General features: G+C 51.7%; 9 protein-coding genes and 1 pseudogene. 6 read left to right on the top strand and 4 right to left on the bottom strand.

Annotated features, from left to right (window positions below; all coding sequences use genetic code 11):
- The first annotated feature begins 281 nt into the window (after positions 1-281).
- Together ACGYLY_RS22200 and ACGYLY_RS22195 are read left to right on the top strand one after the other, a co-directional pair.
- Complete coding sequence (locus ACGYLY_RS22200; protein ID WP_395284965.1) at positions 282-1,901, top strand: alpha-amylase family protein; 1,620 nt, start codon at positions 282-284, stop codon at positions 1,899-1,901.
- A gap of 587 nt (positions 1,902-2,488) precedes the next feature.
- Positions 2,489-3,013, top strand: coding sequence for a DUF1697 domain-containing protein (locus ACGYLY_RS22195; protein WP_395284964.1), 525 nt, complete (start codon positions 2,489-2,491; stop codon positions 3,011-3,013).
- Between the two features lie 579 nt (positions 3,014-3,592).
- Here ACGYLY_RS22195 and ACGYLY_RS22190 read toward each other — a convergent pair.
- Positions 3,593-4,237 (bottom strand): DUF4397 domain-containing protein, encoded by a 645-nt coding sequence (locus tag ACGYLY_RS22190; protein WP_395284963.1) that lies wholly within the window; start codon positions 4,235-4,237, stop codon positions 3,593-3,595.
- A 354-nt stretch (positions 4,238-4,591) separates the two neighbouring features.
- Between ACGYLY_RS22190 and ACGYLY_RS22185 the strand changes: the two genes are divergently transcribed.
- On the top strand, positions 4,592-5,209 hold the full coding sequence (locus tag ACGYLY_RS22185; RefSeq protein ID WP_395284962.1) for a DUF4352 domain-containing protein: 618 nt from the start codon (positions 4,592-4,594) through the stop codon (positions 5,207-5,209).
- Positions 5,210-5,414: 205 nt separating this feature from the next.
- Here the strand turns inward: ACGYLY_RS22185 and ACGYLY_RS22180 are convergent, their stop codons facing one another.
- A complete protein-coding gene (locus ACGYLY_RS22180) occupies positions 5,415-6,440 on the bottom strand; it encodes a PGF-CTERM sorting domain-containing protein (RefSeq protein WP_395284961.1) in 1,026 nt (341 codons plus the stop codon).
- Positions 6,441-6,715: 275 nt separating this feature from the next.
- Positions 6,716-9,589: an FtsX-like permease family protein gene (locus ACGYLY_RS22175; protein WP_395291283.1), complete on the bottom strand. Its 2,874-nt coding sequence runs from the start codon at positions 9,587-9,589 to the stop codon at positions 6,716-6,718.
- Between the two features lie 510 nt (positions 9,590-10,099).
- Between ACGYLY_RS22175 and ACGYLY_RS22170 the strand changes: the two genes are divergently transcribed.
- Positions 10,100-11,395: an RNA-guided endonuclease InsQ/TnpB family protein gene (locus ACGYLY_RS22170; RefSeq protein ID WP_395284959.1), complete on the top strand. Its 1,296-nt coding sequence runs from the start codon at positions 10,100-10,102 to the stop codon at positions 11,393-11,395.
- A 93-nt stretch (positions 11,396-11,488) separates the two neighbouring features.
- Here ACGYLY_RS22170 and ACGYLY_RS22165 read toward each other — a convergent pair whose 3' ends face one another.
- On the bottom strand, positions 11,489-11,734 hold the full coding sequence (locus tag ACGYLY_RS22165) for an antitoxin VapB family protein (protein ID WP_395284958.1): 246 nt from the start codon (positions 11,732-11,734) through the stop codon (positions 11,489-11,491).
- Positions 11,735-12,086: 352 nt separating this feature from the next.
- Here ACGYLY_RS22165 and ACGYLY_RS22160 point away from each other — a divergent pair, with 352 nt between their 5' ends.
- Together ACGYLY_RS22160 and ACGYLY_RS22155 are read left to right on the top strand one after the other, a co-directional pair.
- On the top strand, positions 12,087-13,184 hold the full coding sequence (locus ACGYLY_RS22160; RefSeq protein ID WP_395285398.1) for a DUF1616 domain-containing protein: 1,098 nt from the start codon (positions 12,087-12,089) through the stop codon (positions 13,182-13,184).
- A gap of 3 nt (positions 13,185-13,187) precedes the next feature.
- Positions 13,188-14,144, top strand: a pseudogene (locus ACGYLY_RS22155) (FtsX-like permease family protein); the annotation flags it as partial.
- Between the last annotated feature and the right edge of the window lie 1,172 nt (positions 14,145-15,316).

The raw sequence follows: 15,316 nt of genomic DNA, 5'->3' as shown, positions 1-15,316 counted from the left end.
TCCGTTATTGCTGTAACACCCACCTCACAGCCTGATAGTATTACCGCGCTGAACTTTCAACGGTAATTCCCGATCTCGGAATCCGGTTCGCTATTCGAGATGCGTCTCACACATCTCTTCTCTTGGCGCTGAAGCTCTGTGTTTTGATAGTTTGGGAGAAGTAACTCGGAATTTAATTCGTCTGAAATCTTCACGAAAAGAATAAACTGCGCCTATGACCAAACTAAATTGTTGATGATCGAGCCGGATGATTTTCCTACTTTGCATCCTTAGTTGCTAATATGCAAAATATTGAGAATACTTGGTACCAGGATGCGACTATCTATTCGCTCGACTTAAAAGTATTCCAGGATACGGACGAAAACGGTATTGGTGATTTTCAGGGACTTACCGAACGTCTGGACTACTTCTCCAGAATAGGAATCGACTGCATCTGGTTGTTACCGTTTTATCCCTCGCCGGGGCGGGATAACGGGTACGATGTTATGGATTACTACGGAGTGGATTCCCAGCTCGGCACCCTCGGCGACTTCGTGGAATTCGTACGTGCTGCCGACGCTCGAGGTATTCGTGTCGTTATCGATCTCGTCGTCAATCACACGTCTGACCAGCATCCGTGGTTCCAAGCCGCTCGCAGCGACCCCGACTCGAAGTATAGGGACTTCTACCTCTGGGCGGATGAAGAGCCGGATATCCACCCCGACCGCGGCCCGATATTCCCCGGTGAGGAAGACCACGTGTGGTCGTACGATAGCGAGGCCGACGCCTACTACTATCACCGATTTTATCACTTCCAGCCGGATTTGAACGTCGCCAACCCCGAGGTGCGCGAGGAAGTGAAGAAGATACTCGGATTTTGGTTGGAAGTCGGGGTCGCCGGTTTCCGCATCGACGCCGCTGGATTGCTCACACAGACGAAAGGGCTCGTTGATGAACCGCTGGACGACCCTCATGGCTTCCTGCGTGAGATGCGCGAGTTCGTCTCTCAGCGCCGCAGCGACGCCGTTCTTCTTGCGGAGGCCGACCGGCCGCCTGCTGAATTGGGCGAGTACTTCGGTGACAGCGACGAAATGCACCTCCTGTTGAACTTCCAACTCAATGCCCACGTAATTCTCGCATTGGCTCGCAGTGAATCCGCACCGCTGGCTTCAGTGCTCGAAGAACTTCCCGACCCACCCGAAAACGCTGGCTGGGCGAACTTCCTGCGGAATCTGGACGAACTCAACATTGGCGCGCTCACCGAGGCGGAGCAGGCAGACGTATACGATGCGTTCGCCCCTGACGAAACGATGCGGATTTACGACCGCGGTATTCGTCGCCGACTGGCACCGATTCTCGACGGCGACCGCGAGCACATCAAACTCGCCTACAGCCTCCTGTTCTCACTACCGGGCACTCCGATCATCGTCTATGGAGACGAGATTGGGATGGGTGAGGACCTGAATCAACCGGGTCGTTTCGCCGTCCGAACGCCGATGCAGTGGACCGACGAGCCAAACGCCGGTTTTTCGACCGTTGATTCTGATAATCTCATTCGTCCGATCGTTTCGGATGATACGTACGCTCCAGCAGAAGTAAACGTGGCCGACCAACGGGCGGACCCCGACTCCCTACTCAACTGGATTAGTCATCTCGTTCGAACTCGCGACGAGTTCTCGGGGCCTCTCCGTGGCGATGGAACCGTCCTCGACGTGGATCATCCGGCCGTGTTCGCTCACGCGAGTTCGCTCGCTGGCGAGACTATCGTTACCGTCCATAATCTGAGCGCCGAGACGGCCACGACGGAACTTCCGTTAAATGCCGACCCGACACCCGTTTTCGGCGACGCTCGATTTGAGCCTGACGCTGATTCCGTGTACGTTTCGCTCTCACCGTATGGTTTCTGTTGGTTCCAGCCGTAATCGAACTCTCCTACCGAACGTGCTCTCACATCTCGTACTATCGCTGTTTTCGTTTCTCATCCGTGACGATCCGACAGATGTGCTCTTGGAGTGAGCTACCAAAACCATCAAAAGAGTTCCCTGTAATAAGATATCGTGACCGAAACGCGAACGTCGATAAATGACACAGATGCGGATAGGCAATACGTGAGCTGTGTTCGCTGTACGGCCACGTTAGACATCACCGAATCCCATCCGACACTTACCCGAGAAGAGGTGAACGAGATCGATGAAGACGTCACTGTCATGTATCACTTTTGTTCCGGCGAATGTCGGAACTGGTGGAAACGTGAAACCGACTATAACTCCGACAGTATAGCGTACTAAACCGAAAGAGGCGTGGAGAGTTATCAGTTCGCCACTTCTCTTTCTCGAGAGTGCGCGTGGACTCGGTGTCCTACGATATGATATCGACCGTTGTATCGGTCAAAGCCGAGTCACCCGCACTCACCTGATAGAGAGAACACGGAGTAAATAAACGATTTTGGCTGAAGACTGAAAAAAGCTCAAGTACAGTCTACGCTTATAACCTTTCCAAGGAACATCTCATGACGACCTACATAGCATTCCTTCGCGGCATCAATGTCGGCGCTCATAATCGCATGAAGATGGATGATTTGCGGGTACTGTTCGAGTCGCTCGGTTACGAAAGCGTTCAGACGTACATTCAGAGTGGGAACGTCGTATTCGAGACGGACAGTGACGAAGAGACGATTCGTTCGGATGTTACGGACGCCATCGCCGATACGTTCGGCTACGACATCACTGTCATGGTACGGACACGCACCGAACTCGCTGACGCCGTTGACGACCAACCGTTCGAGGAGCCCGATGACGACTCGATCAAACGGTATCTCACATTTCTGAACGAGGTACCGACAGTCGAACAACGTGAGAAGTTGTTGGATAGTCAGAGCGAAGCGGAATCGTTCGAAATCCGTGGCCGCGACGTCTACAGCGAGCTCGATAAGGAGGAACTTGGGTCCGGTCGTTTCACCGACGTGGGTAAGAAGTTGGGAATGGCAGCGACACGCCGAAATTGGAACGTCGTAACTGCGGTCGTAGACCTCTAATCGGGTGGTGTCTTCGATTCTTTTTTCGGAGTCGTGCGACCGTCGAATCGGTGCTGATTCACGGTGAATCCCGGATTTGAATACCCGTTCGATACTAACTGTTAGCATACGACGAACCAACGAAAGATATCTAGGGAAACTATACGACGAAGCTGCTATTTACGAGAAATTTTGGATCGACCCTGTCGAATCCGGTCTCCTCCTGGCATGCCCGATTTCAGCGATGGGAGCGGAGTCACCTGTTATCGTTGACAGGATACTGTTATCCGGTGGCCGCGATACCTGCTTGATATGGGAGTACTCCAGGACATGCTCTGCATCTCGGGTCTCAGACACGACTACGGAGACGCGCATGGTGGAATGAAGCGCTGTCGGAACTGTGGAACCGTCGAAGAGACTGAATAGCCCACACGAACGACTACGGGTGGCCACGCATTGTCTGTTGGCTGGAACAAAGATACCGTTCGGAAACGTGTGAACAACCGAAGTCCCGAATCACTGCTAGACCCGTTCGTGATACACCTTTATCGACAACTGATAGAAAACAGAAGTTGTGTCGTTTCGCACCAGTTGCTGTCGTTACGTCATCGTTGTCGTCGTCATCATCCCACTCGGGGCGTCTACCACCGGCAGGAGGTCGAAGGCTTGCGCATCGTCGTTCGTCTGCAGGAATCCGACGGCGAACGCTGAAACTACCGTGCCGCCCTCGAGGTTCACATCGAATGTAGCGACGGCCTCGTTCGATCCCGCGGGTCGGACTTCGATGCTGTACGACCCCGCGGGAACTTCGACGTATTCGCTAGCGGTGCCGTATTTGAGTCCCTTGACGAGGACGTTGCCCTCCGCCGCGATATCGACCGCTGGCGCATCCGGTGATAGATGGACCGCTCGAAGTCGTGCTTGATTCTCGGGCGGTACCTGGTTCTCATCCACGAACACGAATGCCTTGGGACTCTCGAGTGTTCCCCCTGCAGCGATCGTGTAATCGGTGTTCGCGTCGAGGGTGACCTGCTCGTCGACGACCGCACTCCCCTGTCCTTGTCCCGCTGGCGCGACCTGGACGGTGTATCGCCCGGGTTCGAATTCGAGATAGTCGCTCACGTCTTTGAACGCGAGGTTCTGCAGGACGCGGTTTCCATCGACATAAACATCCACTTCCGGACCATCCGGAATCGCGTGGATGCCTCGGACGCGACTCGCGTTCCCGTTTTGGCTGGAGGTCATGTCCTGTGCACTCGAAACCCCCCCGAGAATAGGTATGCTGCTCACACCGATGGCTCTGAGCACTTCTCGTCTGGTTTGCTTCATTTTGATTCCCCCGACCGACACTCAACCAGTTAGTCAAAAACTATTTCCCCGGACCAGTTTGGTTGGGTCACTGTCATTCGAGTACGTTTCTGCCATTCAGCCGGTTACTGTTGGGTAAGTATATAATTGATTTATCTGTATCATGTACCTCTTTGATTTCTTGTTCAGCTTCTTTCTCCTGACTTCGCGCTCATCGCGGTAATTTTCAATTCTCTCATTTTATAATTTTCCTTAGCATAGAATAATTAACGAAGAGGTTCTCAACCTTGTGTGGAACGTAGAGAGTTCATTGCGATAGTCTGTACTGGTCTTGGGATTGGGGTGGCAGGTTGTTCTTCTTCAGGTGATTCAGACGAAGAAACCTCAACCACCGAAATTAGTACTACCGCACAGCAGACGACTCGCAGGACAACACAAACGACAACCGCGAGCACTGAGACGACTACCACAGAAGCAGGCACAACTGACAGACAAACGACGAGCAAGACTTTGACGTTGGGCGAGACAGCGACATTCGAGAGTGGGCTTACGGGAACTGTACAGAAATTCCAATTCAAATCGGAGTATGAGGGTTCGGAAACGACAGAATCAACCGATCAGTCATTCCTTTTTGTAAAATTCAGGGTTACAAACCCAACAGACTCCTCACAAGACATCCCGTCTAATATGTCGATTTATGTCTCGGTAGGGGGAAATCGATACGACCCAGTTGATTACAAAGGTGCGGTTCGCAGTTTGTACACCACTGGGTCGCTTAAGGGCGGTGCAACGCGGTCAGGGACTCTCATCTTTGAAGTCCCAGACGGAACAGAACAGTCTGATGTGGCTGCGTTTCTCAAATATTCTTCTTCTGACGGAAAAAAGACCCTCCAGTGGACGAGTGAGTGATAAAGTACTCTTTCAGTTGAAGGATCTACTTCCTGCAAGCTAGTGGTTCCCGAATTTCTGCATGGTGACAGTCTGGCTTGTTGGGATGGCGAGAATCGCTCCTGTCTTTACAAACTGTGGAAACAACCGAATAAGGAACTAAAATGCTCCTTTGGCGTTCATGTCCTCAACGAAAGCCGAAAAGATTGCTCTCGGTGTTAAGAGCTTACCAGTTTCGTGTCGCGAGGAGTGCTGCTGCGAGACAGGCGATGACAGCGATTCCAATGCCGAAACCAGGCTGTCCGCTACTGTTGGTCGTTTCTTCTCCGTCGCTTCCAGATCCACCTTCGTTCGAGGAATCTTCGGTCGTCGTCATTTCTTCCTCGGTGGTTGTCTTCTTCTCGTCTTCGGTGGTCGTCATCTCTTCATCGGTAGTGGTCGTTTGGGTATCCTCTGAATCATCCATCTCATCGGAACCTCCGGCGGCGAGTGTGACATCTTTCAGATGGACATTTTGGATGACGATGCGGTATGTCGAACCCATCTTCGCGCCTTTCTTCATCATGCCATCTTGGATTTGCTTTTGGACCGATTGCATAGCAGGGCTCGATTGTTGCTCGTCCATCGAGGAACCTCCCAGGGGAATAGTTTTGTCTTCGAGCGACACATCCCCGAGCGTGATCGTCTTTTTCGGCTCACCTGCTCCGACCACGAACGACCATCGGTCGATGTTCATTCGGTGGATCGTGATTTTGTAGGAGGGCAGTTGCGGAGCATCCGACATCGAAGATTGCTGGTCGGACGACATCTTTTGCATCATTTTGGGTGTCATCTTCGGGAGTTTTGCAACCACCTTGACGTTCTCCACCTCGATGCTCTTGATGCAAATACGGATAGTTTCGCCCTTCTTTCGGTCGATGCCTTCTTTTGCCTGTGCCATTGCTTTCTTTTTTGCAGGCATCGCGGCCATTTCAGACATGCCGCCACCCTTCATCATCTTCTTTGCGTTCAACTTGAACGTCTTGTCCTTTATCGAAACCGGGTCGACGTATACAGTCCGGTCTGGGGAATCATCTGGTCCGACGTAAAACGACCAGTTGTGAATCGTCATCTTCTCGACTTCGAACACGGCCTTTTGGGCGTGCTTGCCGTCTTTACCCTTGTCCTTTCCGTTATCTGCCTGAACGACACCGAATGCGGATGTGATGAGTATCCCCACCAGGAAAATACTCAGTATCTTACTTTTGTTCATTGTTGTGTTTGATCGGAATACTTCGTTACCGTGCCGTGTACTAATTTAAGCAACCACATAGTATTTATTTACGATTACTGTTAGATCTTTGTATATTATATTTCGATGAATGTTCATGTTTTCGAATATACCTTTCTGTCCGGGTTAAATGATTCTTTTCTCTGGACGCATTTGATTGCGATTCGGTTTGGAAAGGTTAGGTGGTAAGGAGACCCCGAGACTGATAGAAAATAAAGTGCAGACTTCCGTCTTCAGACGCTGGGAGGATGTCAATTCTATGGACTTGATCGGGCGACTTGCCCGGATTGCAAGACAGAGGGGCTTGTCATGAGCAACGGTAGCACTGCAATAGAGACGCTTAGACAGGACAACAAAAATGCCCCAAAGATCGTTCCAACAATCACGAAGGGGTTTGCCATCACTGTTAATTGGATTCCAAAGATCGTCAGCATTCCAGCAAGAGACATACCATACATGATTCCGAATGCAGAAACGATTGCAATGATGGATGCAGGTATCGATATTCGAACGACATCCGAAAACAACGCCTTCAGAAGATGGCATCGGGTCGCACCGGTAGCCCGGTGAATCCCGATCGCCTGTCGACGAGCGTGTACTTCTTGGGCAAACGTTGCTGTTGTACTCCCGATGGTAGTGAGCCCGGCAAGTAGCATCATCCCGGCGATGAGCAGTTTGAAATTCCCGAAGACGACTTCTACGGCCTGTCCAAGACCACTACCACTCGAAAAGTCTGTGTTCTGTGTGAGTGAGGACTGAATTTGTGCATCGCCCGTCACGACATATGTATCCGTTGCGAGTACTGTTCCATTGGAGACGACTTTCGCGGTATATCGTCCTGGTGGGATCCGGTCTGGTGAATCAGTTTCCTCGAGCGTCACTGGGATGTTTTTAACACTATATGCGGGAATCGTTGCAATCCGACTTTCGGTCTCAAGCGGGCTGACAAGCGATACGTTTCGATGAAGATCTGTACTCCATGGGTTTGCAATCCGAATAAGAGCTTCTGGTTTCGTATAGGTGGTTCCCCTATCCGGTGTGATGTCGATGTCCGCCACTAAGTGTCGCGTGGCATCCGATGAAATTTGGATGCTAGTCGTTTTAGTTCGATTCCCTTTACTGGCCGTCAACTCATACGTTCCGGGTGTTTCCGGGAGTGTTATTTTTGCCAGTCCATATTCATTCGTTGTCGTATTCGTATCTCCGATCGTAATTTTTGCGTTAGAGACGTTTTGTTCAGTGATTGTTCGAACAGCAACTCCGATTTCCGCACCTGGCGGTGCTTCTTCGGGAGTCGCTGGCAGGACGAGTGGTGGCTTTTGGTAGACTGAAATGGACTGTGAATGTGGCCCGATGGTTAACGAATAGTTGCCTGCTTCAGAGACACTTGAGTTCAGCTTCACAGTCGTCTTTTCACCCGATTGGAGTGTAACGGAACGGTGTTGTGTCTCACCAGCAAACGACATCGAAAATTTTCGTGTCCGTTCGGATGTTCCGATGTTTTGAACACCGACGCTGACAGTGAATTCCTGACCGACGCCTACCATCTCTGGGGCGGACATACTACTGATGACGATGTTTTCTGTCTCCGAACCCTGATGTTCTCCAGTCTGTGTTTGTGGCGTGTCGCCTGCTGTTCGAATGAATTGAACCGTCCCGGGTTTCGTTGAGATCGTATGGGCGGTCTCAAGTGGGAATATGAGTTGGTCGTCCTGCATGCCGGGTGCACGATACACGCCTACTACTCGTACTCGTGTGAAGGCTGGCGACGTACTTCCCCCAATCAACACTGTATCTCCGGTCGTGATGTTCAATGTCTGTGCTAGGTCTTCCCCGATAACTGCCTCACTTGGTGACTGGGGAGAGTGACCCGTGACAAGATCTGCATTTGAAACTGCAGCGAATGCAGAGTAGTTTGCTCCTCTCGCCAAGTATGGCTTTCCATCAGCAACCTGCACCGCGATGATCTCTGGGCTTGCCTCGATGCCTTGATCTCTCAATGCGGTTGCATACTGGGTTTCGATACGGCTTGCCATCGGATATGGCGCACCCGGTTCTGTGACAGTGCCTGTTGATGCTGTTGCGAGCGGAGCAAGCACCCCTGCAAGCGATCCCGAAAGAATGATGATGAGAGCAAAGACGGTCAATGTCGTTGCTGTCGGAATCACCGCTCGCCACGAAAGCAGTCGGGGCTGAATACGGATCCCTCTCCACGATTTTTGGGTTGTTCGTGAAACAGACGCTCTTGTTTTTTCGTGATTCAGTTGTGCTGGCGGTTGTCTCACTGTCGACCAGGCTGCACTAGCGCCTGCAAGCATTGCAGTGCCGACCAGACAACCGTTTATCACCAGCAAAATACGCACAACCGAGGGTGTAATACTCGGATCAAGTGAGAAGGACATCCCGAGATAGATGGCAATCTCTACGACTGCCCGTGTTGCACCCACTCCGATAACAACCCCTAGAATGCAGCCGAGTATGCCCAAAAGGCCGGATCGAAGTGAAAAGATGCCAATGAGACGCCGGGCTGTTCCACCGGTCGACCGAATAACAGCGATGGATCTGATACGATCCCGGACACTCATTTTCGTGACGTTGTACAAGACAACGAGGATGAGCGCGCTGGCAGCTATTGTTGCTGCAGTGAGTGCATGGAGCACCTCACGCATCCCGCGTAGAAAATATGCTGATAAAGACGGCGTTATTGTTCCCTTTTGTGTGAGTTGCTGTCCATGTGTACTCGAGTCGCTTACTCGGATGACGAGTGCTCCAGTTTCTCCAAACTCCTGAACTGTAGATGGATTTGCAACGTACCACGTACGGGGGAAAATAGAATCGTCCGTTTCGTATGGACTGACATGAATAGAAGTTTGGTCTCCTGAACGGGTTTGAATGCGCTGGCTGTTCGGTGTTGAGACTGCCCCGCGAATGCCTCTATCTGGTGGTACTGGAATCGTTGCGTTTCGCCACGACACTGAAAGGTCAGACAATTCGGACGGTGTACTTTCAGGTACTCCCACTACCGTGTGGTTTTCTCCGTCTTGCTGGATCGTCGTCAGTGGAAAGACAAGATCGCTCTTGGTTGCATTTTGTCGAGCAGTTGCGTATGAGGGGTATTGTTGAACTACCATCGAGCCGCTCTCGCTTCCTGCAACAGCCGCTGATTGGGTACTCGCCGAAGATATCAATAGTGTTGTACCAACCAGGAAGGCAACGGTGATGGCGATAATGAGTACTGCGAGTCGGTCTCGCCGTGACCAACGTGTCAACAGTGCTCGTGTATAATTCATTCGGGTCGCATGTCCCTACTCATGATTTTGATTAGACGTCCTTACTGGTTATCGAAGCCCAAGAGTATTCAAAATTAACGGCCAGTTCCATCACTAATTGTTCGTTCTATTGTAAATATATTTTCTCCGAATTAAGATCTTCGGAAATCACACGGGGAGTGTTCGATCGAAACACAGCAACCACAGGATCTTCCGGAAAATTATCGACTCACACTGATTCAAGGAGGAAGCCCACGGCTTTAGCCGTGGGAGGAATCCGACAGGGCTTGAAACAATCCACGAGCGATAGCAGTTCTACTCCCACGCCACCCTAAATTATTATAAAGAGGTAGTTCGATATGTGAATTAACGATGGGGATAATTCGTACCGTCAAGGTCAAACTCGACGTCCCTGACGAGCGGTGCGAGGACCTCCATCAGACGAAAGACCAATTCCTCCACTGTGCGAACACCACCGCCGAGTGGGCATGGAGACACCCGAACGACTACTGTGTGACCTCGAAACAGAACGCCGAGAAAACCCTCTACGACCAACTTCGCAACGAGACAGAGTTGACTGCGAATCTCGTGCAGAAAGGGATTCGCCGCGCTATCGAGGCCACGAAAAGCGGTGTCGAACGGCTCAAAAAAGGGGATAACACGAGCCAACCGCACTTTGATGCGTGGAGCGTCGTCTACGACAAACGCTCTGCAACGTTCCACCGTGACCACGTTTCGCTGTCCACAGTGGACGGTCGCATTGAGTGCGACTACGTAATTCCCGACGACGCCGAGGGAACGCCGATTGGGGAGTACCTGCTGAACGAGGACTACGAGTTCCGTATGTCCACGCTACAGTACGACCGCCAAACGGAGTCGTTCTACCTCCACGCTCGGATGCGCCGAACTGAAAGCGACGAGCAGTCCACGACTGCTTCTATTGACTCCAAGCACAGAACAGTCCTTGGTGTTGACTTGAACGTGGACGGTTCGCTCGCTGTAACTTCGACAGGTGCGTTCGTCGGGAACGCCAACGAGATGAATCATCGACGCCGAGAGTTCGAGAAGACTCGCGGTTCAATGCAACAGGCTGGTACGCGCTCTGCACATCTGTCGATTCAGTCGATGAAAGACCGTGAACACCGGTGGATGCAAGACGAACTGCATCGGGCCTCAAATCAGATTCTCGACGAAGCTCGTGACCACGGGTGTACACATATCGCGTTCGAGGACCTGACCGACATTCGCAAGCGGATGGCTGGTGCAAAGCGATTCCACGCGTGGGCGTTTCGGCGATTGTACCAGCACGTCGAATACAAGGCCGAGATGTTCGGTGTCGTGGTCACGCAGGTGAGTCCTGCGTACACGTCTCAGCGGTGTTCATCGTGCGGATTTACACATGAATCGAATCGGCGGTCGAAGCATCATTTTGTGTGTCAGAAGTGTGAGTACGAACTGAACGCGGATTACAACGCGAGTAAGAACATCGCTCGTAAACTTCTCAAGAAACTCCATTCGGGGCAGATGTCTTCGAGTGGAGGCGCACCCTGTCAGTGTGCGCTAACGTCCGGGACGCTGAACCTGAACGGCGATTTCCACGCCTCCGTCGATTCGACGGCAGAAGGGGAGTCCACTGACAAGCCCACGACTTCAGTCGTGGGTTACTGACGCTCACGTTCAGCCACACGAACTGTCTCAATTGCGCTCTCGTCCCTGTTCATTATATCGATAAGTACGCAGGTGTCGAAAATAATGGGAAGACTACTCGGTCTCTCCGCTCAGCTCGGTTCGACGTGCTGCCATCTGTTCCCTCTCGTGTTCGCGGAGTTTGGCGACCGCGTCGCGAGCGGCGTCAGCCTGTTCATCCGAGAGTATTCCGTCGAATTCGAGGAGCGACCGTTCGCCTGTAAGGCGTTTGACTACATCCGAGAAGCTCTCTCCCTCTCCTTTCCGGTCCTTGAGACGGTCGTAGGCTTCGTCGTCGAGTCGGATGGTTTTCGTCCCCATATGCATACACACGCATACATCTTTATTGGGTGTTGCGAATGATCGAAGATCTCCGGATCAAACGAGAGAATGCATCCTGCACAACGTTGTTGGCCAATCGGGATTATGGGGTGGGAAAAGCTGAAGGCCGACCTCTAAAAGACAATCACCGTTCTATTCTGGGGAGAGAGCGTCAATGCACAGTATGATGTTTGCTCCGACAAAGGTGAGCTCTTTCACGGCCTATCTGGCACTGGGAAGATCTACTTAAGAGAGTTCTATTTCCCGTGCATTCTGGTTTTTCAGATCTACAATGGAGAAATCCCTACTCTTTCGAGGGCTTTTTATTATGGTAGAGATTACAAGGAAACGAATGGCCCGTGACGTTGACCTCCAGCTCCTTCTCCCTCGACCAGTCCGCTCCCTACCGGCGGATTTAGCTGCCATCTGTTTTGTAGTTCTTCTCACACTCGCTGTGGTTTTAATACCCGGTCTGAATGAGACACCGATTCGTGCCCTCGTTGGACTTGTGTTTGTCCTCTTCCCACCCGGGTATGCATTTATTGCTGCACTCTTTCCGGAGGATACACCAATAGTACCAACAGTAGATGATGATTCACCTGACGAAGGAGAATCACGGCTTCCACGACCCGGTACTGGAATCGATGGCCTTGAGCGAGTTGCGTTGTCGTTTGGAACGAGTATCGCAATTGTCCCCCTCATCGGATTGGTGCTGAACTTCACACCGTGGGGAATTCGACTTGTTCCCGTTTTGCTAAGCCTCAGTGCGTTCACGCTGTGTATGACTGGTATTGCAGCAGTTCGACGTACCAACCTTCCCGAAGAAGAGCGCTTTCGCGTTCCATACAAACGGTGGTTTGCAGCCACGAGGACAGAGCTTTTTCACCCGGATACGAGAGCTGATGCCGCACTCAATGTGGTGTTGGTCCTTAGTTTACTCCTTGCACTCGGGAGCGTTGGATATGTAACAATGGTCCCGAATCAAGGAGAATCCTTCTCGGAATTCTATCTATTGACGAAAAACGAGAGTGGGCAGTTCGTAGCAGATGATTATCCAACTAATTTCACCCAGGGAGAGAGCAAACCATTGTACGTCGGAATCGGTAACCATGAGCACCAACAGGAAGATTACACGGTGGTTGTGCGTCTTCAACGAGTAACGGTGAAGAATAACAGTACACAGGTTCAGACGACACGAGAGTTAAAGCGATTTCAGACAACTCTCGATGCGAATTCGACATGGCGTAAACGCCATACTATTGCTCCACCTATAACCGGAACTCGACTACGACTCCAATATCTATTGTACAAGGATCAGCTCCCGGCCAATCCTTCAGAGCAATCTGCGTATCGGGAGTTGCACCTTTGGGTAAACGTTTCGAACGGGTCTCCTTCCAATGCGTTGGCTGTGCCACCTAGAGACATACGCGCGAAACAAACTGCGGGGTAATCCGTGGGATATCGCCGTTCGATTCTCACCCGATGGTCACATCGCGATAAGCTTGCAATTCTCGTGATTGCCGTCACTGTTGCGTTTCTCACAGGGACGACGATAGTCCTCACTGCCGCTGGAAATCAGACGACCTCCATCGCACAAGACTATGGCTCTGATGGGACGGCTACGTACTATAATTCCCTCGAGACGGCACAGACACAAGCGTCTTCTAATGGGCTTGTTCTTCCTCTCGCAGTAGTGACCAACTCAAATGGCTCAGAGCAGTATGTCGTCGGTATTCCACCGGATGAAACTCGGCGTTTTCAAAAGCAAACGGGAATTTCGATTCCTGACCCGCCAACCGAAGGGGTGAGTGTCGCCAGTAGCTCAGGATTTTCTGGGAAGACACAGCGACTTTCCGGGTCAAATGGATCACATACGGTATCGGTTTCCATCGACGGGACCTCTCAATCAAGTATTCCACCATCGTGGTTTCGTTCGTCGCCCAAAACAGTACACCGCCTCGGTGTGACTGGTGCATTCGTTATCCAGCCCCCTTCTGAGGGTGCTGATGCTGTTCCTACTGCTGGCGTGCCCTTGGGTGCCGCATTAGCGTTTTTCATTGTGGGAACGCGACAACTACTTTCGGTCATTGCACTCTTGGCTTTTGGCGGGGCCATCCTTGTCGGCGTAATCGTTTACAGCATTACGCGAATGACCGTGCGTGACCGTCTACAGGCAATTCAGCTCATTCGCTCGACTGGTGGCACGCCCAATACCATACGGCGACTATTTGGAATTCGTGCTCTCATGCTAACGGTGGCTGGGATCAGTCTTGGCTACGCGTTTGGCGTGATCCTGACGAGTGCAGCGGTTAACATCGCAGTCGCATCCGGATTTCCAGTATCACTGTCAGTTCGAGTAACGCCTCGTGTGATTCAACTCCTCCTATTAGGATATAGCGGACTCGGGTTTACTGGACTCGTCGCTGGAGTGGGGGCTGCATGGTCAGCAAGTCGAGGTTCTCCTGCGTCAATTAGCCAACAGCAGGAATCTAGCTCAGAGTCGGAGGGTGTCTTCGCCTCATTTTCGAAGTACTGGTCTCTCAGGTTACTTGACTGGCGAGCATTGCTTCCCAGTACGGCCACACTCGTTGTATTTGCGACGGTTGTGTTGGTTGGTGCATCCGTTGCTGGGGTTCTCACACCGCTAATGCAGACGGGTGGAACGACAATTACGGAGCCGGGTGCCGTCCACCCCATCGCTAGTAAGGTACCTAGTAGCTATGCGAGCACCTTGCAAGAAAAGGGAATCACGGCAAGTCCCGAACTCCTGCTATTTTCAGTACATAATGGCACTGCTCTCGTCATGCGTGGTGCCAAGTTCGACTCATTCGCAACCGTTTCAAATGCGACACTAACACAGGGTCGGAAACCACAAACATCGACTGAGGCGTTAGTTGGTGAAGATCTCGCTACTAGCCAGAATATAGATGTCGGCGATTCTATAACTATTGGCGGAAGTACGAAAGCGACGTTTACGCGAGTCAAAGTCGTGGGAATGTACTCTGCACCAGGCATCTATGACGACCAGTTACTCGTCTCGCTGTCGACAGGGCAGCATCTCTCGAACGCGAAGCCAGGAATGGTGCATTTTATTCGCACGAAAGAGACCTTGAATGGGGGCTCACAGCCACGTTCAGGCGTCTCCCTTCTAAACGTATCAGCACCCGATACGGTGACCACCAAAGAATCCGTTCCCGTCAGTATTCGGGTGAAGAATTTCGGTTCGAAAACGGCCTCTCGTTCGATTACTGCTCGTGTAGGGAACCGATCCCAAACGCAGTCAATTACTCTCAAGCCACATGCTGAGCGGACTATCACAGTTCGAATTCCCGTGTCTCACGTCGGAACTCAGCAAGTGCATGTCGATAACAAAACGACATCGGTCACGGTTATTTCATCGACTGCACTTCGAATTGTGGGGCTTCCAAAAACCGTGCCTCCATCGAGTCACCCACGTGTGCGAGTATTAACCGCAGAAGGGAAACCAGTTCAGAATGCGACGCTCCAAGTAGGTGATCGAACGGTTACGACGCAAGGGAATGGAACCGTTCGTGTTCCATTTGGAGAACCTGGAACGTACAG

The organism is Haladaptatus sp. CMAA 1909 (genome assembly GCF_043952005.1).
In the GTDB taxonomy this organism is placed as follows: domain Archaea; phylum Halobacteriota; class Halobacteria; order Halobacteriales; family Haladaptataceae; genus Haladaptatus.
This window is presented reverse-complemented; position numbering and strand designations above follow the sequence as displayed.